Raw genomic sequence first — 20,081 nt, forward strand, 5'->3', positions numbered from 1 at the left:
GATGCAAGGTTTACTAAACTACCGTTTTCTTTTGTCTCTTTGCTTCAGGAGTGATTGCAGCCTTTCAGACTCGTTAACCAGGATGCTTTTACTAACTTTAAGCTGTTCTTCTTGAGCAGAAACTCTCTTGATATGTTCCTTCAACATCTCGATGGAGCGTTCAATCACTTCCTTCTCCGTCGGATCCGGAGATTGAAAGAGTGACGATAATTCACTGATCTCATTCAGGCTAAGGCCAAGCAGACTTTTTGCCCTCTTGAGCAATTTTAAAAAATAGACGTCTCTTTCGGTATATCTCCTTCGATTGTAAGGATCCCTTGAAATCCCCCCCAATATGCCTATTTCTTCATAATAGCGAATAGATCGAGGCGTGAGTTTAACTTTCTCGGCAAGTTCTTTGATTGTCATTGTTTTCTTAAACTCGCGCCCTTCAGATGTACTTTCCTCTGCTTTTTTCAACAAAAATCACTCCTAAAAATTACTGAAAAATATTACAAATTCGATATGTTATAGATAAATAAGAGAGAGTCAAGTACATACTTCTTATTAATAACATTGACCATTTTTTAAGATTTAAGAGGCGTGAGTTAACAGTTAACGTTAACTGGCAGATTATCCTAATAATTGCGGGATGTCAAGAATTTTTTTCAGAAATTTTTTTCATTTTAAAGCCCTTTTTATTATCAGCCAGGCAGTTAGCCAGATCCTTAAACTCCTCCAAATTAAGGGTCTCCCCTCTCCGCTCCGGGTCAATCCCGCATGCCTTTACTGCATTTAGCACGTCGCTAAAAATTATATCGAGATTTAGAGTATTCTTCAGGGTGTTTTTTAGTGTTTTCCTTCTCTGTGCAAAAGACGCCCTTACCACTCTTTTAAAAATCCGTTCATCCTTAATTCCTTTAATGAAAGAATCAGAAAAAACAAACCTTACCACAGCAGAATCCACTTTAGGCTGAGGGTAAAAAGAGTATCTGGGAATTAATAGCTCTTTTGAAACTGCAGCGCTTATTTGAGAGAAGACCGACAGTACCCCATAATCCTTTGTCCCAGGATTGGCAACTAATCTGTTAGCCACTTCCTTTTGAAACATTAAGATTGCCATAGACAAATAGTTCTTGTATTCTAGCAACTTAAAAAGCAAAGGTGCAGAGATACTATAGGGTATATTACCTAACACCTTTATTTTACATCCATATAGTTCTGCAACTTTAGAAAAGTCGAAGCTTAAAATGTCTTCATTGATGACTTCGATACTCTTATCCTTGATAATCTTATTCTTTAATAAGTCTACCAGGGCGTTATCAATCTCAATGGCAAGCACCTTTCGAACTCTTGAAGCCAACCGTGTGGTTAAAGCCCCTAAACCTGCCCCTATCTCAACAATCACTTCATCCTTTTTTAAATCATAAAGGTCTATAATCTCGTCCAGTATTCCCTCATCTACAAGAAAATTCTGCCCCAATCTTTTGTTTGGGCGGACTTTATAATTTTTAAATTGGTTTAATAAAGAAACCATACTATCTTGGCCACCTGGAAACAGCGTTTATGTCCATGGATGACGTAATCCCTTTCCTTAAATAGTGATCACCAATCCCTGCAATCATTGCCGCATTGTCGGTACAAAGAATAGGGGAAGGTATAAATACTTTTATGCCTTTTTCTTCAGCCATTTCCTTCAATCTGCTACGAAGGCTGGTATTGGATGCCACTCCGCCAGCAAGAACAATTGTATCGACACTACTACTTAATGCCGCTGTAAGAGTCTTAATAACCAGGACATCAACTATTGCTTCTTGAAAACTCGCAGCAATATCATGGATCTGACCGGATATTACTTCCTTGGAACGGGTTCTTACGTAATTTAAAACTGCTGTTTTTATCCCGCTAAAACTGAAGTCGAGAGAGTTATGGGACATGAAAGCCCTAGGGAAGTCAACTGCCCTAGGATTCCCCTCTTTAGCCAGTTGATCAATTACAATCCCTCCCGGGTATCCCAGCTTTAAAAGCTTGGCAACCTTATCGAAGGCTTCTCCGGCAGCATCATCTCTGGTCTGACCCAGCAACTGGCAGTTATCCAAATCATGAACCAGGTATAGACTCGTGTGCCCACCAGAAACTACCAATGATATAAAGGGGAAATCCATATTGTCCTCTTCCAGAAAGATAGCAGAGATATGACCTTTAATGTGATGTACCCCTATCATAGGTACATTTTTTACATAGGCTATTGATTTCGCCACTGATAACCCCACAAGAAGAGAACCAACTAACCCAGGTCCCTGGGTTACAGCAATTCCCTGAATCTCATCTAGGGATAGGTTGGCTATAGCCAGCGCTTCCTCTATTACCGGGATAATCGATTCAACGTGTCTCCTTGAAGCAAGTTCAGGGACAACCCCTCCGAATCTGCTGTGTACATCGATTTGAGAATAGATAACATTCGATAGAATCTCTCTACCGTCCGCCACGACGGCTGCAGCAGTCTCATCGCAGGAAGACTCTATACCCAAAATTAACATAATAAATTCCTTATCTTAAAACTACACCTGTCCAATTATCTCCTTAACCGCTTCACAGAGAATGCCAATTTCTTCTGTGGTATTAAAGTAACCTACACTTACCCTGACACAGCCCTCTGGAAATGTCCCTATAGTCTTGTGTGCCTCAGGGGCACAGTGCAGCCCTGCCCTCACTAACATATCATAGACATTATCCAGGATAAAACCCACGTCCAAAGGGTTCAACCCTTTGATATTAAAAGATACTATCCCTATCTTCTTTTCCTGGCTTTCAGTCCCGTACAATTCAATTTCTTCAAACTTATTAAATCTGTTGGTCAGTTCAGTGGACAAATATATTTCGTGCTTCCTTATCTTTTCAATTCTCTCTGTTTGGATGAAACTAATTCCAGCCCCCAGACCAATTATGCCAGGGGTATTTAAAGTACCACTCTCAAACTTTTCAGGCAGATTCTCTGGTTGAGCTTCAAGCTCAGAACTCCACCCTGTTCCTCCTTCCAATAGAGGTGTTAATTCAATGCCATCCCTTATATAGAGGAACCCGGTCCCCTGGGGACCAAGTAATGCCTTATGCCCTGGACATGCCAGCATATCTATCCCCAGTTTTTGGACATCTATAATAATCGTTCCAGCCGTTTGAGAAGCATCCACCATGAAGAAGATACCGTTATCTTTAGCAATACTGCTTATATCCTCTATTGGCAGGATGGTCCCTGTCACATTGGAAGCATGGGTCGTAACTATCAATCTGGTATTGACCTTAATTGCTTTCTGAACTTCATATGGGTCTAAATACCCTTCTCTCGAACACCTGACTACTGTTGTCTCTACCCCCTTCTTTGCCAATGCCTTTAATGGTCGGAGCACAGAATTGTGTTCCATTGAGGTCGTAATTACATGGTCACCTGGATTAAGTAATCCTTTAATCCCTAAGTTAATTGCCTCAGTTCCGTTATGCGTAAAGACAATATTGGAAGGGCTTAATATATTGAAAAACCTGGCTATGGTTTCTCTGACATCGGTTATCAGGCGGTTTGCTTCTATCCCCCATTTATGCCCTGCCCTGCCCGGATTGGCACCTATGTTTCGAAAAACACCATTAACTGTTTGGTAGACAGCCTCTGGTTTAGGAAAGGAGGTAGCAGCATTATCCAGATAGACTGGCATATTTAAACCCCTTTGAGACTAAGCAGATATAATCAAACTGTTTCTTATACATTTCGCTCGAATCCTCGAATCCTTGACACCTTAAACCCTTCTCATCGACCAACTCTTTGGGAGATGAATTTTAATACTAGCCTAACATCCGTATAATTTCAAGGTATTTGTAAAGATATGCGGGATTGGACTTGACTGAAAAAACAATTGATTATAAATTGGTTTATAAAATATCAATTCAATTTCGAAAAGGAAAAACTTTTAATGTCATACATACCTGGATATATTGAGTTATATAAATCGGGTGAGTTGAAAAGAAGGATTAAGGTTCTCAATGATATACTGAAAGAGTGTAAACTGTGCCCTCGCGAATGCGGTGTAAATCGCCTGGAGGGTGAGGCAGGGGTTTGCAAAGGTGTAGCTGAGTTGATGGTTTCCAGCGTTTCTCCCCATTTTGGCGAAGAGCCGCCTCTGGTTGGCTTTCATGGGTCAGGAACTATCTTTTTGACTCACTGCAATTTAAGGTGTGTATTCTGCCAGAATTACGATATAAGTCATCTTGGAAGAGGTCATATAACCACCTCATCAGAGATGGCAAATCATATGTTGAGGCTGCAAAAAATGGGGTGCCACAATATCAATTTTGTTACCCCAACCCATTATGTCCCTCAAATTACAGCTTCCTTACCAGAGGCAATAGATATGGGGTTGAGGGTCCCGTTAGTATTCAACTGTGGAGGATACGAATCCTTAGAGGTAATCAGGCTTCTTCAGGGTATTATAGATATCTACATGCCTGACGTTAAATATGCTGATGGAAGGGTCGCAAAGAAATACTCCATGTCCCCGGATTATCCTGAGGTAATAAAAAAGGTACTTTTAGAGATGTATCGTCAGGTAGGTGATCTAAATACAAACAAGGCGGGAATTGCTGAGAGAGGATTGCTGATCAGGCATCTGGTTATGCCTGAATGCCTGGCAGTCACTCGGGATATAATGGATTTTATTGCCACATATATATCAAAGAACTCTTATGTTAATATCATGGCCCAATATCGTCCTGTATACAGAGCATATGAGTTTCCAGAGTTAAACAGGCGGGTTACCTCACAGGAATATCAGGAGGCAATAAGAATTGCCAGAAGTACCGGGCTTCATAGGGGGTTTTAAACCTTTATCCCAGCCAGAGTTAAAAGCTTTCTTGTATCTTCATGCAATTCATCCCAGACTGTTGAAATAGCATTCTTACTTACCCATACAGCCTCTCCCACATCGTCATCCGGTTCCAGCTCTCCTCCTCTTACTTCTGCCAGATAATCAATATAGACTACATGGAGTTCTACCTGATTTCCTGAGCGTACTATCCTTTCAAATGGTTCTATAGGGGCTTTTAAATCAATATCCAGATGGGTCTCCTCTCTCACCTCTCTCTTAATCCCATCTTCTACGTTTTCACCAAGATTGAGTTTCCCGCCAGGACAGATCCATTTCCCTTGCCAGAACCCACCTCTTTCTGGAATATGCTTTACAAGGAGAATATTCCCTTTTCCATCCTCAATAACCGCCCCTACGGCAATGATAATCCTACCTGATTCCATGAAGCTTCTTACCCCTCTCACAAAAGTTCACCGTTTTTCCCTCCCTGACATACTGGCAGCAAGGATTCAAAGGGTCCAGGATTCAAGGGTTCAAGGACAAGAATGGACATCTGTTTTCACTTGACCTCTTGACCCCTCGAATCCTTTAACCCTCAAGCCATCGGCTTCAGCCGATGGTGGTTGATTTAGCCCCTTTTCCTGAAGAAAACCCTTAAAGGTGTTCCATCGAACTCAAAATTTTCACGTATCTTATTCATTATATATCTCTCATAGGAAAAATGAACCCCTTCAGGATAGTTGACAAATATAACAAATGCAGGAGGCTTTATTGAAACTTGAGTTATATAATAGAGTTTCATTTCTTTGTTTCGGTACATCGGTGGCGGATTATAGCGTATAACCTCTTCAAAAACCCTGTTTAATTCAGAAGTGGGCACTCTCCTCTGATACTGTTCCGCTACTCTGTCAACCATGTCTATAATCTTCAGTGCCCTCTGCCCGGTTAGAGCTGAAACAAAAATAATAGGGGCATATCTAATAAATTTCATATTATACCTTATATCTTCCGTATACTTATAGATTGTATAAGAGTCCTTTTCAATCAAATCCCATTTGTTCACCACCAGGACAGATGCCCTTCCTTTATCATGTGCCAGCCCGGCTATCTTGGCATCCTGTTCGGTAACCCCTTCTCTTGCATCTATCAGGATAAGGGCTATGTCGCATCTGTCTATACTTTTCAATGCCTCAACTACGCTGTATTTTTCCAGTTGGCGACTGATCCTCCCCTTTCTTCTAATCCCCGCTGTGTCAATCAGAAGGTACTCTTTTTCTCCTATTTTAAGAGGTGTATCTATGGCATCTCTGGTGGTACCTGGTTTTTCGCTGACAATCACCCTTTCATTCCCAAGAATCCTGTTAACCAGGGATGATTTTCCTACGTTTGGTCTTCCCAGCACGGCTATCTTTACCAAATTCTCATTGCATTTTATTTCAGAGGATGGAGGAAGAAGACTGAGTGCCTTATCCAACAGATCACCGACTCCTCTTCCATGTTGTGCTGATATTGGATACAGGGTTCCTACACCAAGCTGATAAAAGTCATATATCTTCTCTTCTTGTCTTTCACCATCAATCTTATTTATAACATGGAACACAGGTTTATTTACTTCTCTCAACCTGTTGGCTATCTCTATATCTGTAGCCGTAAGCCCCTCTTTACCGTCAACTAAGAAAATAATCAAATCCGCCTCTTCTATTGCTAATCGAACTTGCTGATGCACATGTAAAGCTACTTCGTCGTCAATTCCCGGTTCAAAACCGCCGGTATCAATTAATAAAAACTCCCACCCATCCCACTCCGCTTCAGCATAGTTTCTATCTCTAGTTATACCTGGTTCATCCCCTACAATAGCCTTTTTTCCCCTCACAATCCTGTTGAAAAGGGTCGACTTCCCTACATTGGGTCTACCAACGATTGCGATTACTGGTTTCATCTTTTATCTATAACCTAGCTTTCTCAAAGCCCTTACATCCTTGCTCCAGTCTTTCTCCACCCTCACCCACAATTCCAGATAAACCTTGGCATCCAGAAGATTTTCAATATCAATTCTTGCCAGTTTACCAACTTCCTTTAACATGTTTCCTTTTCTGCCTATCAGAATACCCTTTTGAGAAGGCTTCTCCACATGGATTGTTGCCCTTATAAAAATGGTGTTTTCATTCTCCCTCTCTTTAAAATCATCTATTACAACAGCCACGGAATACGGTATCTCCTGAGAGGTAAGACGGAAGATTTTTTCCCTTATTATCTCTGCCACTATAAAACGCTCCGGCAGATCCGTAATCATTTCTTCAGGAAAATACTTCGGTCCGAAGGGGAGTAAGCCCTCTATATCTTCTATCAACTGACAAACCCCCTCCCCTGATAAAGCTGATATAGGTATAATACTTTTAAAATCGTATAGTTTGCTGAATTGATCTATTAGAGGCAAAAGGAATTCTTTTCTTATTAAATCGATCTTATTTAAAACCAGGATAACCGGTGCTTTAACCTTTTTAAGGGTCTCAATAACAAAACGGTCACTATCTCCCATCCTTGTGTTGGCTTCGACCAAAAGGAGGATTATATCCATATCAATGCAAGTCTTGATCGCCTCTTTCACCATGTATCTGTTTAGTTGAGGTTTTGCCTTGTGGATTCCCGGGGTGTCGAGGAAGACCATCTGGGCACCGGGGGTGTTTTTAATCCCCAATATCCTGTTTCTTGTAGTCTGGGGTTTATCAGAAACAATCGCAATCTTCTCTCCAAGAACATAGTTAAGCAGAGTGGACTTCCCTACATTCGTCTTCCCTATTATGGAGATAAAACCTGATTTAAACTTCATAGTTCAAAGCTCATAGTTAACTGACAAGTTCACTGCTTTCAATAGAAGAGATGGAAGAATCGGTTATTAATTCAACGGTACCCTTTTTTACACCTATCTCCTGGATGACCCTTATATCTTTCCCTTTATATCTTTCCTTCAGTTTAGCAATATTACTATTCTTCTGGCCACAGAAGTAGGAACACTCCTCTGGCATTACCCTAAAAGTCAGCCTTTCATCATAAAAAGAGTTTTTTTCAATCAATCTCTTCGCCATCTCAAAAAAAATAGCAGACTCTACCAGATGACGAAAGGAGGGGTGATAGGGACCTGCAATGATAGTTCCCTGTCTTTCTAACTCAGGGGTTGACTGCAACCCGAGTCTTACCACCGGAATATCAGCAATTTTAAATCTCAAAAGGGCATTTTTGCAGATACTTACAGCTTCATCCAACGTCATTGGCAAAAAGCCACCTCTTAAATAAAGCCCTTCTAATGGAGTATCTTTGATAACCAGGGTAGGATAGATGCGCACAAAATCCGGTCCCATTTTTATAATCTTATCCACCGTATTTATAATTAGATCCGGGGTATCTTCCGGCAAACCCGGCATAATCTGAAGCCCCAGCTTTAAATCATATCTTTTAATGGTCTCTACAGCCCTCTCCACATCGGCTGAGGTATGCCCTCTCCTGGAAAGCGTCAATACCCTATCCGCCATAGATTGAACTCCCAACTCAATCGTATCAACTCCATAATCTTTAAGCAAATATACAATCTCTGAATCAATATAGTCCGGGCGGGTTGAAATCCTGATGGAGCTGACTTCTCCCCTGTTGATGAAGTTATGGGCTCTGGAGAGTAAAGATTCCTGAACCTCTAAATCCAGTCCTGTAAAACTTCCCCCATAGAAAGCGATCTGGGTCTTAAAACCATCCTTCTTCCCCCATGTCTCAAGATAGAGTCTTACAGTCTCCTCCAAAAGGTTCGGAGTTGTTGCAGGAGTAGAAACCCCGGTAATGCTCCTTTGATTACAAAAGATGCACTGATGCGGACATCCCAGATGGGGTACAAAGATGGGGATGATGAAGTATCTCATATTAAACGTTCACCGTTATCCGTCAGTTCAAATTGAAGTAAGTGCTTTTCTTAGTGCACATGATGCAGACATAAAGTAGCAGAGGCGCATAGGCACAAAACAGAGAACCATGCAGAGAATAGCATGACTTTGTGCCTTTGGCACTCTGTGTCTTTGTTCCTCAAGCTCTCGGCTTTAGGCAACAGTAGTTGACTTCGGTTAATTATTGTCTGGTTTTTAGAAGTACATCCAAGGCTCCCTTTGCAGCCTTCTGTTCCGCCTCCTTTTTACTCTTACCCAAACCTTTTCCAAAGACCTTACCGTTTATTAATATATTTATCTGAAAGGTCTTGCTGTGATCAGGACCAGATTCTCCAGTAAGTACATATCTAGGGGTAGTTTTAAAAAAACTCTGGGAATACTCCTGTAATTGAGTTTTGAAGTCTTTATAAAAACCCTCTTCTTTTTCTGAAGCCAATATCGAAGAAAAATGCCTGGCTATTACCTTGAATACCCTGTTAAAACCCCTATCAAGATAAATTGATGCCACAAGTGCCTCAAATGATGCCGCCAGTATAGAGTCCTTGCCTCTTCCGTTGGTGAGGTCCTCCCCCTTGCTCAATAGAAGATAATCACCAAGTTTTAAACTCCTGGCGATTGAAGAGAGCCGTCTTTCATTAACTATGGCAGCTCTAGCCTTAGAGAGGTCTCCTTCTGTGTATTCGGGAAATCTATCCATTAACAGGCGGGTAATTATCACATCCAGGACGGAATCGCCTAAAAGCTCAAGTCGTTCATTGTCTTTAAGTGATTGAGATTGATTCTCATTGGCGAAAGACCTATGGGTAAGTGCCTGATCCAGCAGATTTATTTTTTTAAACTTATAGTAAATTATGTTTTGTAATTCCTTAAGCTTCTTGACTCTGGCCTTTTCCATTATCACCTACTCTTTAACTGACAACATGCATCTTATATTAACAGTCTGATGGTGTCAATTCGATTTTACTATCTACCATGCCATTTGATATCTACCAGACACGATATAACAGTCACGAACAGAAATGTTATTCCTTGACTTCCCCCCTCTTTTAAGGTATTTTTTATTTATAAATGTCCTGTTTGCAAGGGGATCTGGCTTGGCTGAGATGAGCCAGCTTCAAATCCTACAACTTAAGGAGGAAAGCGATTATGAATAGCGTTAAGACAGTAGGTTTAATGGTAGGTTTAACTTTACTACTGATCTGGGTGGGCGGTATCTTTGGAGGAAGAGGTGGCATGTTCTTCACATTCATAATAGCCTGCGCTATGAACTTAGGAACCTACTGGTTTAGCGATAGGATAGTTTTAAGGATGTATCGGGCTCAGGAGATATCTCCAGCGGATGCACCGGAGCTATACCGCCTGGTAGAGGAATTGAGACAGAAGGCAGGAATGCCTATGCCCAAGGTTTATATCATCCCCAACGATACCCCCAACGCATTTGCTACCGGTAGAAACCCCCAACATGCAGCAGTGGCAGTAACCCAGGGTATCTTGAAAATTTTAAGCAAGGAGGAACTATCCGGGGTTCTGGCCCACGAGTTATCTCACATAAGACACAGAGATATCTTAATCGGAACCATAGCTGCCACCATCGCTGGCGCCATCACCATGTTGGCTCATATGGCCCAGTGGGCCATGATCTTTGGAAGGGGGAACGACGATGAGGGAGGGAACCCTATCGCTGGCCTTGCCATGATAATAGTTGCCCCCATTGCCGCCATGTTAATACAGATGGCCATTTCTCGGTCTAGAGAATTCATGGCCGATGAGGGAGGGGCAAGGATAAGTGGGAATCCCCGCTATCTTTCCCAAGCATTAAAAAAGCTTGAACAGGGGGTAAAAAGGCTCCCAATGGAGACCAATCCTGCTACTGCTCATATGTTTATAGTTAATCCGTTGCGGGGTGTTGGGATATTGAGCCTTTTCAGTACCCACCCGCCAATAGAGAAACGGATAGAACGCCTGGAGAAGATGTAATAATGATGAAGTCGTGAAAGTCAAAAATTAGACGGCACAGTAAAAAGCTCCAGATGCAAGCGCGCAAATCCGAAGGAATGAGGCGTACTTTACCTGTACGCTGCAATGACTGAGGATGCAGCGGAACGCCGCAGATGGACTTTTTACGAAGCCATCATAATTTTATCACAAAGATTCTCTATAGGACATTCAGTGCATTTTGGAGAGATAGGACGACAAATTATTTGTCCCAGGGATACCAAAAGGTCATTAATTTCTATCCAAAACTCTTTGGGGAGCTTTGCCCTGAGGGCAAATTCTGTGGCATGTGGATTTTTTGTATTTACATAACCTAAACGGTTACAAATTCGATGGACATGGGTATCAACACATATGCCAGGTTTTCCATACCCTTTAGTGACTACAAGGTTGGCTGTCTTTCTGCCCACCCCTGGTAGTTTCAGGAGTTCATCAATCTCATCGGGAACATGAGAATTATATTCCTCTACCAGTTTTTTACATGTTGAAAGGATATTTTTTGCCTTATTTCGATAAAAACCCACCGGATATATAACCTCTTCCAGATTCCACTCCTCCAATTTAAGCATCTTCTCCGGAGTGTCCGCTATCCCAAAGAGCCTCTTTGATGCCTGAATTGTAGTTCCATCCTGGGTTCTCGTACTGAGTATGCAGGAAATTAATACCTTAAAGGGATCCTTTGATGTCTCGGCTACCATGTTTGTAACAGGGGACTTCCAATTTGCTATTTTCTTTCGAAGTATCCCTATTATTTGGTAAATATTATCTTCTTCCATCTTTAAGATTCGTTAAGAAATGTGACTTTTCTTGACTCTTAGCAATCATGACGTGAAAAAGTGGAGGGATTAGAAGACTTGAAGGATTAAGAAGCTAGCTCTTTCAACTGCTTATCTTCTCTTTTAAATCCTTACCAACCTTTAAAAAGGGCAATCTTTTTGCCTGGACTTCAATGTTACGTCCAGTTCTAGGGTTCCTGCCGATATACGGTTTATACTCTCTAATCACAAAACTGCCAAATCCACGAATTTCAATTCTGTCGTTATTTATTAGGGCATCAGTTAGACTACCAAAAATTATATCAACAATTTCATTTGATTTTTTCTTGGTAATATTGGCTTTAATACTCAATTGCTTTGCCAGATCAGATTTATTCATGGAATCTCCCCTCAAGAAAAGTTTCCCAGAAAAAGTCCCTTATTATCACTCTCTCAAATCCTTCATGCATAGACCCTTTCCTTGCATGGATACAGTAATTTTATAATAAGTAATAGATTCAAAGTCAAGAGGTTTTTATTTTTTGGATCATAAAAAGGTAAAACATAATAAATAATCTTTTTAGAGTAATATAGAATCTTTCACTTTTCTATGCCAAAAAAAGGTTTGCAATTTCTATGTATTTAAGTTAGAATAACTTTTTATAAAAAATGCAAAAAAACAGTTAGGCATAAGCAATTTTGCAAAGTTCATTTTGAAATTTTCCAGCGCAAATTAATAAACATCTTTGGGGAGGAGGATTAAAATGTGAGTAAACGGAGTGAATTAGATATTTCACGTGACAAGATCGACCAGATTGATACAGGAATACTCAAATTACTCAATAAAAGGGCTGAATTAGCAATTAATATTGCTAAAACTAAAGCCAAAAACGATATGGATTTTTATGCACCAGAAAGAGAACTCAAAATATATGAGAGATTAACAAAGATAAATAAAGGCCCTTTTACAAACGAAGCCATAAAGACTGTCTTTAGAGAGATAATCTCTGCTTCCCTCTCCCTTGAGCAACCCATTAAAATTGCATACCTGGGGCCTAAAGCCACTTTTACTCACCTGGCATCTATTTATCACTTCGGCCTGTCAGCAGATTTTATACAGAAAAGCAATATCCCTGAAATATTTGACGAAGTAGAACGAGATAGAGTCAATTTTGGAGTTGTACCAATAGAGAACTCAACTGAAGGAGTGGTCAGCAATACCCTTGATATGTTTGTTGACTATAGCCTGAAGATATGCGCAGAGATTTTATTAGAGATATCTCATCATCTTCTGTCGAAAACAGGCAAGATGGAAAATATCGAGAAGGTATATTCTCACCCTCATGCCATTGCTCAATGCCGTAACTGGCTCGAAAATAACCTGCCAAATATACCTATACTCGATGTAGCAAGTACCGCTTTGGCTGCTCAGAATGCATCCGATGATCCATCAGTTGCTGCTATTGCCAGTGAGTTTGCCGCTACTCTTTACGGCCTGAACATAGTAAGAAGAAAGATTGAGGATAACATCAATAATTTTACCAGATTCCTCGTAATCGGCAAAAAGGAACCTGAGAAGAGCGGCAATGATAAAACATCCATTATGTTTTCTGTCAAAGACGAAGTTGGGGCTTTACACCGGATGCTAGAACCCTTTGCCAAAAATAATATCAATCTGACAAAGATTGAGTCAAGACCTCTCAAAAAAAAGGCATGGGAATATATATTCTTTTTGGATATGGAGGGGCACATCTCTAATGAAAATGTAAAAAATGCTCTGGATGAATTGGATAAAAATTCTTTATTTCTAAAGGTATTGGGATCATACCCTAAGAGCAAAAAAAAATAGAACCTGGAAGGAAATAGTATGATTGTAGTATTAAAACCAACCTGTACTGAAGATGATCTTAATCGCGTCATAAAAAAGATAGAAGATCTGGGTTTGGCTGTCCATATTTCGAAGGGAAAAGAACGTACCATTATTGGTGCTATTGGAGAGGATGCCATACTTCATAGCCAATCATTAGAGTCACTTCCCGGTGTCGAAAAGATAGTACCAATATTAAAGCCTTACAAGCTGATTAGCAGAGACTTCAAAAAAGACAATACAATAATAAACTCCAATGGAGTTGAGATTGGCGGCAACAAAATACAGGTTATTGCCGGGCCCTGTTCAGTAGAAGGCAGAGAGATGCTTCTGGATGTGGCTCAATCTGTCAAAGCAACAGGGGTAAACTTCCTGCGTGGAGGTGCTTTTAAACCCAGGACTTCGCCTTACAGCTTTCAGGGATTGGGTGAAGAAGGGTTGAGGTATCTTGCAGAAGCAAGGGAAAAAACAGGCTTGATGATAGTCACTGAATTGATGGACCCCAGAGATATTGACATGGTCTGTAAATATGCTGACATAATTCAAATTGGTACCAGAAATATGCAGAATTTCCGTCTGTTGAAGGAGGTTGGCGCCATCAAAAAACCTATTATCCTTAAAAGAGGTTTCAGTGCTACTATACTTGAGCTTTTGATGTCTGCAGAATACATTGCATCCCAGGGAAATGAGCAGATAATACTGTGTGAGAGGGGGATTAGAACATTTGAAACAGCTACACGGAATACCCTTGATATAAGTGCTATTCCAATAATTAAGGAGCTTAGCCATCTCCCCATAATTGTAGACCCAAGCCATGCCGTTGGCAAATGGAATCTGGTTGGACCAGTATCCAGAGCTGCCATCGCAGCCGGAGCAGATGGATTAATGATTGAGGTACACCCTTCCCCGCAGGATGCCCTTTCTGATGGACCTCAATCCTTGAAACCCGATAATTTCAACAGCCTGATGAATGATTTGCGAAACATAGCCAATACTATAGGAAGGAGTTTGTGAGAGTGGCATACCTCTTTGAGAAGGTTGCAATTGTCGGATTGGGGTTAATTGGAGGTTCATTAGCAAATGCCGCCAGGGGAGAAAACCTCTTCAAAAAAGTGGTTGGTATAGGCAGGAACGAAAAAAATCTGGAAAAGGGCATTGATCTTGGTGTCATTGATAGTTATACTACCAACACTGCTGAAGGTGTTTCTGATGCGGATTTAGTGGTAGTGGCTACACCTCCCGGAGCAATTGTTGAGATAATCAAGAAAGTAGTCCTCTATATACCAGATGGGTGCATAATTACGGATGTAGGCAGCATAAAGGAAGAAATAGTAAAGGGTGTAGAGAGACTTATTACCGATAATGATAAGATATATTTCGTTGGCGGTCATCCCATTGCAGGAACAGAGAATTCTGGAATTGAAGCCATAGATCCTTACTTATTTATCGGGCACAAATGTGTACTTACCCCTACTCCCAAAACAAACAGAGTCGCCTTTGAAAAAATTAAAACTATGTGGGAAAAGGTCGGTTGTAAAGTCATTTCAATGGATATGACAAAACACGACAATATCTTCGCTATAGTCAGCCACTTGCCACATGTTGTTGCGTTTTCCCTGATAAACGCTATAATCAATATCAAGTATCTCAAAGAGGATATATTATCATATTCCGCCGGGGGACTTAAAGATTTTACACGGATTGCAGCCAGTCATCCTATAATGTGGAAAGACATCTTCTTAATGAACAAAGAAAATGTGCTGAATGGTATAACTCATTTTCAATCGTCACTGGAGGAAATAAAGAAGGCCATTGCAGAAGGGGATTCTGAAAAGCTGGTATCAGAATTTCAAAGATCAAGAGAAGTGAGGAGATCTATTAAATAAACCAGTATTCAGGAGTCATAAGACAGAAGTCAGAAGGTAACGTTGGAAAAGACGGTCGTTGAAAGAAAAGGAGGGTTAAAAGGAGAAGTAACTGTACCTGGAGATAAATCTATATCTCATAGGGCTGTCATTATTGGTTCTCTGGCAAAAGGCAAAACCAGAATTATAGGACTCTCGAGAGGTGACGATAATCTTAGAACCCTGAATGCCTTTCGAATGATGGGCATTGAAGTGGATGAGCCAAAAGGAGACCAACTGATAATAAATGGTAGGGGGCTATCCGGTCTGACCGAACCTGAAGATGTTATAGACGCTGGCAATTCTGGAACCACTGTCCGACTTCTAACGGGTCTTTTAAGTGGACAAAGATTTTTCTCTGTAATTACTGGGGACAGATACCTCCGCAAGAGGCCCATGAAGAGGCTTGTCGAACCTCTTAGTTCAATGGGGGCTAAAATTTTGGGAAGGGAAAACGGAAACTTTGCCCCACTGGGTATTAATGGAACAAAGCTAAATTCTATTGACTATGCCTCTCCTATTGCCAGTGCCCAGGTTAAGTCAGCTATTCTTTTAGCCGGTCTTTATGCTGGTGGAGTCACAAAAGTAACCGAACCGTCCCTATCTAGGGATCACACTGAGCGCATGCTCAGTTTCTTCGGCGCCAATCTAAAAAGGGAGGGCAATTCAGTCAGCATATCCAATGGATCAAATATGGAAGGAAAGGAGATTGAGATTCCAGGGGATATCTCTTCGGCTGCTTTTTTTATAGTAGCGGCATTAGTCATACCAAATTCGGAACTTTTTTTAAAGCGGGTTGGGGTAAATCCAAGTCGTACCGGGATTTTAGAAGTATTGAAAAAAATGGGGGGAAACATTCAATTATTAAATGAATATGAAACATGGGGAGAACCTGTAGCAGATATACTGGTTAAAACCAGTCAGCTTGAAGGAACTAAAATTGAAGGAGACCTCATACCAAAAACAATAGACGAACTCCCTATCCTGTCTGTTGCAGCATCAGTAGCAGAGGGCGACACAGTCATCAAAGATGCCAAAGAATTAAGGGTTAAAGAAACAGATAGAATCAAGGCTGTTGCCTCTGAATTAAAGAAATTTGGAGTAGAGGTAGAGGAATTCGATGATGGTATGAGGATATCAGGCAAAGATAGCTTAAGAGGATGTGACTGCCAGAGTTTCGGGGATCATCGCATTGCCATGTCACTGATAATTGCCGGTCTCATGGCATCAGGTAAGACTGTTGTAGAAGATACTTCCTGTATTGGAATATCGTTCCCTGATTTTAAAGATAAATTATTTTCTCTTATTCAGTAAGTTAACGTTAGACAATTGCTTGGCCAGGATGTTGGTAAATATGAAAAAGGGACTTATCATCGCCATTGATGGACCATCAGGCGCAGGAAAAAGTACAGTAAGCAAAATTTTAGCAAAAAGGTTGAACTATCTCTATATCGATACCGGAGCTATGTATCGGGCAGTAGCATTGAGTACCCTTGAAAAAAATATTAGCATTGATGAAGAAGACAGGCTTTTACAAATGTGCTTAGAGATTGATATTTCATTTAGTATGGGAAATGGCTCTCCAAGGGTACTGCTAAATGGTAAGGACGTTACTGAGGCAATAAGGTCTTCCAGTGTGAGTATGCTGGCATCAAGCGTTTCTGCTAAAAAGGTTGTAAGGGATGCATTATTAAGGTTACAGAGAAAGATGGGGGAAGATGGGGGAGTCATTATAGAGGGAAGAGATATTGGAACAATAGTTTTTCCTGATGCTGATATTAAATTCTATCTTGATGCTTTATCAGAAGAAAGGGGGAAGAGGAGATACAGAGAATTAATAGCAAATGGAGAAAAAGTCAGCTTGGATAGGGTTACCAGGGAAATAATCCAAAGAGACCGCAACGACAGTTCGAGGAAATATGCCCCGTTAAAACCTGCCATTGATTCTATTACTATTGATTCTACCGACAGCACTATTGAAGAAGTTGTAGAGAAGTTGTTGGAGATTATTAGAGGAATTAAAAATTGATGGACTTTTTACTAAGCCATCAAAGCTGTTAGAAAAAATAATTTAGGAGGATAACCTTTTAATGGAAAATGAAACTGATGTAGTTCAAGATAAAGATTCTATCCCTGAGAGAAAGGATGCAGACCCAGGTACTGCTTCAAAAAACAAGAGTTCTGATCTTGATGAAAATTTTGAGCAACTCTATGAAAAGAGTTTAAACAAGTTGCAAGAAGGGGAAGTGGTAAGGGGAAAGGTTATTCAGATAACTGAAAATAATATTATGGTAGATGTGGGTTACAAGTCTGAAGGACAGGTTCCGACTAAAGAATTCTTAAATGAACAGGGAGAGATAACTGTAAATATCGGTGATGAGGTAGACGTTTTACTTGAGCGAAGAGAAGACAAAAATGGATCTGTGGTTTTATCAAAAAATAAGGCAGACAAGTTGAAAGTATGGGATGAAATTAGCAGAATTTATGATGAAGATAACGTTATAGAGGGGGAAATCATTTCCAGGGTAAAAGGAGGATTTGCTGTAGATATTGGTGTTAATGCATTTTTGCCTGGCTCACAGGTGGATCTTCGCCCTGTTAGAAATTTTGAAGAATCCATTGGTAAAAGGTTTAAATTTAAGATATTAAAATTCAACAAAAAACAGGGTAATATCGTTCTGTCCAGAAGAGCTATCATGGAAAAAGAAAGAGAGATTTTGAGAAAAAGAACCCTGGAAACTCTGGAAGAGGGGCAAATAATTGAAGGTACCGTAAAAAATATTACCGACTATGGTGTCTTTATAGACTTAGGAGGAATTGATGGTCTGCTGCATATCACAGATCTGTCCTGGGGTAAGATAATCCACCCTCAGGATTTATGTTCAATAGGAGACAAACTAAAGGCTAAAGTTATAAAGTTTGACAGAGAAAATGAAAGGGTCTCCTTAGGGTTAAAACAAATCACGCCCGCCCCCTGGACCAACGCAGATGAAAAGTACCCAATAGGTTCAAGGGTTAAGGGAAAAGTAGTCAGTCTGGCAGATTATGGTGCTTTTGTCAGGCTGGAAGAAGGGATTGAGGGGTTAGTACATATTTCTGAAATGTCCTGGACCCGAAAGATAAGACATCCATCGAAAGTTGTTGCCATAGGTGACGAAATAGATGCTGTAGTTCTGGATATTGATACGGCCAGAAAGAGAATTTCTTTGGGTATAAAACAAATAGAACCAAACCCCTGGGCTATAGTTAAAGAGAAATACCCCTTAGGCACAAAGATTAAAGGTATCGTCAAAAATGTGACTGACTTTGGTCTATTCGTAGGGATAGAGGAAGGGATTGATGGATTGGTTCACATATCAGATATTTCCTGGAAACAGAAAATAAAGAACCCTTCGGAGTTATATCACAAAGGTCAAAGCGTGGAGGCGGTCGTCCTAAATGTAGACCAAGAAAATGAAAGGTTTTCCCTGGGTATCAAACAGCTTGAACCTGATCCATGGGATACGCTACTAAAAAAGTATAAACCGGGCAATGTAGTGTCAGGGATTGTTACCAATATCACGGATTTTGGTATATTTGTTGAAATAGAAGAAGGGATTGAAGGTTTAATTCATGTCTCTGAAATTAGTAAAGAAAAGGTGGAAAAACCTGCAGATTTTACTAAAGTTGGAGAAGCGATATCTGCTCTCATTATCAATATCGCAGAGAAGGAAAAAAAGATCGGGCTGAGCATTAAAGAGCTCCACAAAATGTCAGAAAAAGCTGATTTTCAGAAATTTTTAACTAACCAAGAATCTGCTACCTCCAATTTGGGAGAACTAATTAGAGAAGAACTCGAGCAAAAAAATAGAACGTGAGGTTAAGAGATGAAAAGGCATCCAGTTTTACTAGGTATTATAATAGCAGGAATACTTCTAGTTGTCTTCTTCATCGCTGTATTTGCTATCACATATACTGGAGGGGATACCACTCTAGCCATGGGTGATAAGGTTGCAGTGGTAAATACTAAAGGAATAATTAAGGATTCAACAACTATTATAGAGCAACTTTTAAGGTTTAAAAAGGATAAAAGTGTCAAAGCAATCGTGTTGAGAATTGACTCTCCAGGAGGTGCTGTTGGGCCAACTCAGGAAATCTATGAAGAGGTAAAAAAGATCAGGGAGAAAAAAAAGGTATTAGTCTCTATGGGGTCTCTGGCAGCCTCAGGTGGTTATTATATAGCCTGCGCTGCTGATAAAATAATAGCAAACCCCGGAACTATAACCGGAAGTATCGGCGTAATCATTGAGTTCGGTAATATAGAAGAACTCATGAAAAAAATTGGGTTCAAAAGCGTAATAATCAAGAGTGGTGAGTACAAGGACGTTATGTCTCCTTTCAGAGGGATAACAGATCAAGAAAAAATTATACTCCGTGGGGTTGTTGATAGTGTTCATAGTCAATTTATTGAAGCAGTAGTGGAAGGTAGAAAGTTAAAAAGAGAAGATGTGGCTAAGATTGCAGATGGAAGGATATTTTCGGGAGAACAGGCTAAGGCATTAGGTTTAGTTGATACTCTCGGTAACCTACAAGACGCTATCTCAATGGCAGCTGAAATTGCGGGTATCAAGGGTGAACCAAATGTAATTTATCCCCCCAAGGATAGATTCTCGATACTCGATTTTTTATTCCAACGAATGGCCACAGATTTCATTAATTATCTAGAAAACAAAAGTTGCCAGTTTAATTACCTGTTTGTCCCCAATAGATTATAACTATTTAATTTGCAAACAGACAGTATTCAGCAGCCACAAAGTCAC

Annotated in this window: 20 protein-coding genes; 9 read left to right on the forward strand and 11 right to left on the reverse strand. The window is 40.4% G+C overall.

Features of this window, described 5'->3' with window-relative positions:
• Nucleotides 1-18 precede the first annotated feature (18 nt).
• From AB1401_02170 to AB1401_02185, 4 genes are all read right to left on the reverse strand, one after another.
• A complete protein-coding gene (locus AB1401_02170) occupies nt 19-462 on the reverse strand; it encodes a MerR family transcriptional regulator (protein ID MEW6614263.1) in 444 nt (147 codons plus the stop codon).
• 172 nt (nt 463-634) lie between these two features.
• A complete protein-coding gene (gene rsmA / locus AB1401_02175; GenBank protein ID MEW6614264.1) occupies nt 635-1,516 on the reverse strand; it encodes a 16S rRNA (adenine(1518)-N(6)/adenine(1519)-N(6))-dimethyltransferase RsmA in 882 nt (293 codons plus the stop codon).
• A gap of 1 nt (nt 1,517) precedes the next feature.
• Complete coding sequence (gene tsaD / locus AB1401_02180) at nt 1,518-2,519, reverse strand: tRNA (adenosine(37)-N6)-threonylcarbamoyltransferase complex transferase subunit TsaD (GenBank protein ID MEW6614265.1); 1,002 nt, start codon at nt 2,517-2,519, stop codon at nt 1,518-1,520.
• A gap of 21 nt (nt 2,520-2,540) precedes the next feature.
• On the reverse strand, nt 2,541-3,686 hold the full coding sequence (locus AB1401_02185; GenBank protein ID MEW6614266.1) for an aminotransferase class V-fold PLP-dependent enzyme: 1,146 nt from the start codon (nt 3,684-3,686) through the stop codon (nt 2,541-2,543).
• Between the two features lie 255 nt (nt 3,687-3,941).
• Here AB1401_02185 and AB1401_02190 point away from each other — a divergent pair, with 255 nt between their 5' ends.
• Nucleotides 3,942-4,847: a radical SAM protein gene (locus tag AB1401_02190; GenBank protein MEW6614267.1), complete on the forward strand. Its 906-nt coding sequence runs from the start codon at nt 3,942-3,944 to the stop codon at nt 4,845-4,847.
• Here AB1401_02190 and AB1401_02195 read toward each other — a convergent pair.
• The 5 genes from AB1401_02195 to rnc all read right to left on the reverse strand — a co-directional run bounded on the left by AB1401_02195 (nt 4,844) and on the right by rnc (nt 9,656).
• Nucleotides 4,844-5,275 (reverse strand): NUDIX domain-containing protein, encoded by a 432-nt coding sequence (locus AB1401_02195; protein MEW6614268.1) that lies wholly within the window; start codon nt 5,273-5,275, stop codon nt 4,844-4,846. The two genes, AB1401_02190 and AB1401_02195, sit on opposite strands and share 4 nt — an antisense overlap.
• Before the next feature lie 185 nt (nt 5,276-5,460).
• Nucleotides 5,461-6,771 (reverse strand): ribosome biogenesis GTPase Der, encoded by a 1,311-nt coding sequence (gene der, locus AB1401_02200; protein ID MEW6614269.1) that lies wholly within the window; start codon nt 6,769-6,771, stop codon nt 5,461-5,463.
• Between the two features lie 3 nt (nt 6,772-6,774).
• Nucleotides 6,775-7,662 (reverse strand): GTPase Era, encoded by an 888-nt coding sequence (gene era, locus AB1401_02205; protein ID MEW6614270.1) that lies wholly within the window; start codon nt 7,660-7,662, stop codon nt 6,775-6,777.
• Between the two features lie 16 nt (nt 7,663-7,678).
• On the reverse strand, nt 7,679-8,740 hold the full coding sequence (locus tag AB1401_02210) for a radical SAM protein (GenBank protein MEW6614271.1): 1,062 nt from the start codon (nt 8,738-8,740) through the stop codon (nt 7,679-7,681).
• 202 nt (nt 8,741-8,942) lie between these two features.
• Nucleotides 8,943-9,656 carry a ribonuclease III gene (rnc, locus tag AB1401_02215; GenBank protein ID MEW6614272.1) on the reverse strand — a complete coding sequence of 238 codons (714 nt, stop codon included), beginning with the start codon at nt 9,654-9,656 and terminating at the stop codon, nt 8,943-8,945.
• 251 nt (nt 9,657-9,907) lie between these two features.
• On the opposite strand from rnc, the gene htpX reads away from it, so the two are divergent.
• Complete coding sequence (gene htpX / locus AB1401_02220) at nt 9,908-10,738, forward strand: zinc metalloprotease HtpX (protein ID MEW6614273.1); 831 nt, start codon at nt 9,908-9,910, stop codon at nt 10,736-10,738.
• A 143-nt stretch (nt 10,739-10,881) separates the two neighbouring features.
• Here htpX and nth read toward each other — a convergent pair whose 3' ends face one another.
• A complete protein-coding gene (gene nth, locus AB1401_02225) occupies nt 10,882-11,532 on the reverse strand; it encodes an endonuclease III (GenBank protein MEW6614274.1) in 651 nt (216 codons plus the stop codon).
• 103 nt (nt 11,533-11,635) lie between these two features.
• Complete coding sequence (locus tag AB1401_02230) at nt 11,636-11,911, reverse strand: HU family DNA-binding protein (GenBank protein MEW6614275.1); 276 nt, start codon at nt 11,909-11,911, stop codon at nt 11,636-11,638.
• A 366-nt stretch (nt 11,912-12,277) separates the two neighbouring features.
• On the opposite strand from AB1401_02230, the gene pheA reads away from it, so the two are divergent.
• From pheA to sppA, 7 genes are all read left to right on the forward strand, one after another.
• Complete coding sequence (pheA, locus tag AB1401_02235; GenBank protein ID MEW6614276.1) at nt 12,278-13,360, forward strand: prephenate dehydratase; 1,083 nt, start codon at nt 12,278-12,280, stop codon at nt 13,358-13,360.
• An 18-nt stretch (nt 13,361-13,378) separates the two neighbouring features.
• Complete coding sequence (gene aroF, locus AB1401_02240) at nt 13,379-14,392, forward strand: 3-deoxy-7-phosphoheptulonate synthase (GenBank protein MEW6614277.1); 1,014 nt, start codon at nt 13,379-13,381, stop codon at nt 14,390-14,392.
• A complete protein-coding gene (locus AB1401_02245) occupies nt 14,389-15,264 on the forward strand; it encodes a prephenate dehydrogenase/arogenate dehydrogenase family protein (protein ID MEW6614278.1) in 876 nt (291 codons plus the stop codon). The genes aroF and AB1401_02245 overlap by 4 nt, the downstream gene beginning before the upstream one ends.
• A 42-nt stretch (nt 15,265-15,306) precedes the next feature.
• Nucleotides 15,307-16,596, forward strand: coding sequence for a 3-phosphoshikimate 1-carboxyvinyltransferase (gene aroA / locus AB1401_02250; GenBank protein ID MEW6614279.1), 1,290 nt, complete (start codon nt 15,307-15,309; stop codon nt 16,594-16,596).
• Between the two features lie 40 nt (nt 16,597-16,636).
• Nucleotides 16,637-17,311: a (d)CMP kinase gene (gene cmk, locus AB1401_02255; protein MEW6614280.1), complete on the forward strand. Its 675-nt coding sequence runs from the start codon at nt 16,637-16,639 to the stop codon at nt 17,309-17,311.
• Nucleotides 17,312-17,372: 61 nt separating this feature from the next.
• Nucleotides 17,373-19,139 carry a 30S ribosomal protein S1 gene (locus tag AB1401_02260; GenBank protein MEW6614281.1) on the forward strand — a complete coding sequence of 589 codons (1,767 nt, stop codon included), beginning with the start codon at nt 17,373-17,375 and terminating at the stop codon, nt 19,137-19,139.
• Nucleotides 19,140-19,148: 9 nt separating this feature from the next.
• Nucleotides 19,149-20,036 carry a signal peptide peptidase SppA gene (gene sppA / locus AB1401_02265; protein ID MEW6614282.1) on the forward strand — a complete coding sequence of 296 codons (888 nt, stop codon included), beginning with the start codon at nt 19,149-19,151 and terminating at the stop codon, nt 20,034-20,036.
• Nucleotides 20,037-20,081 lie beyond the last annotated feature (45 nt).

The organism is Thermodesulfobacteriota bacterium, assembly GCA_040757775.1.
Lineage (GTDB): Bacteria > Desulfobacterota > UBA8473 > UBA8473 > UBA8473 > UBA8473.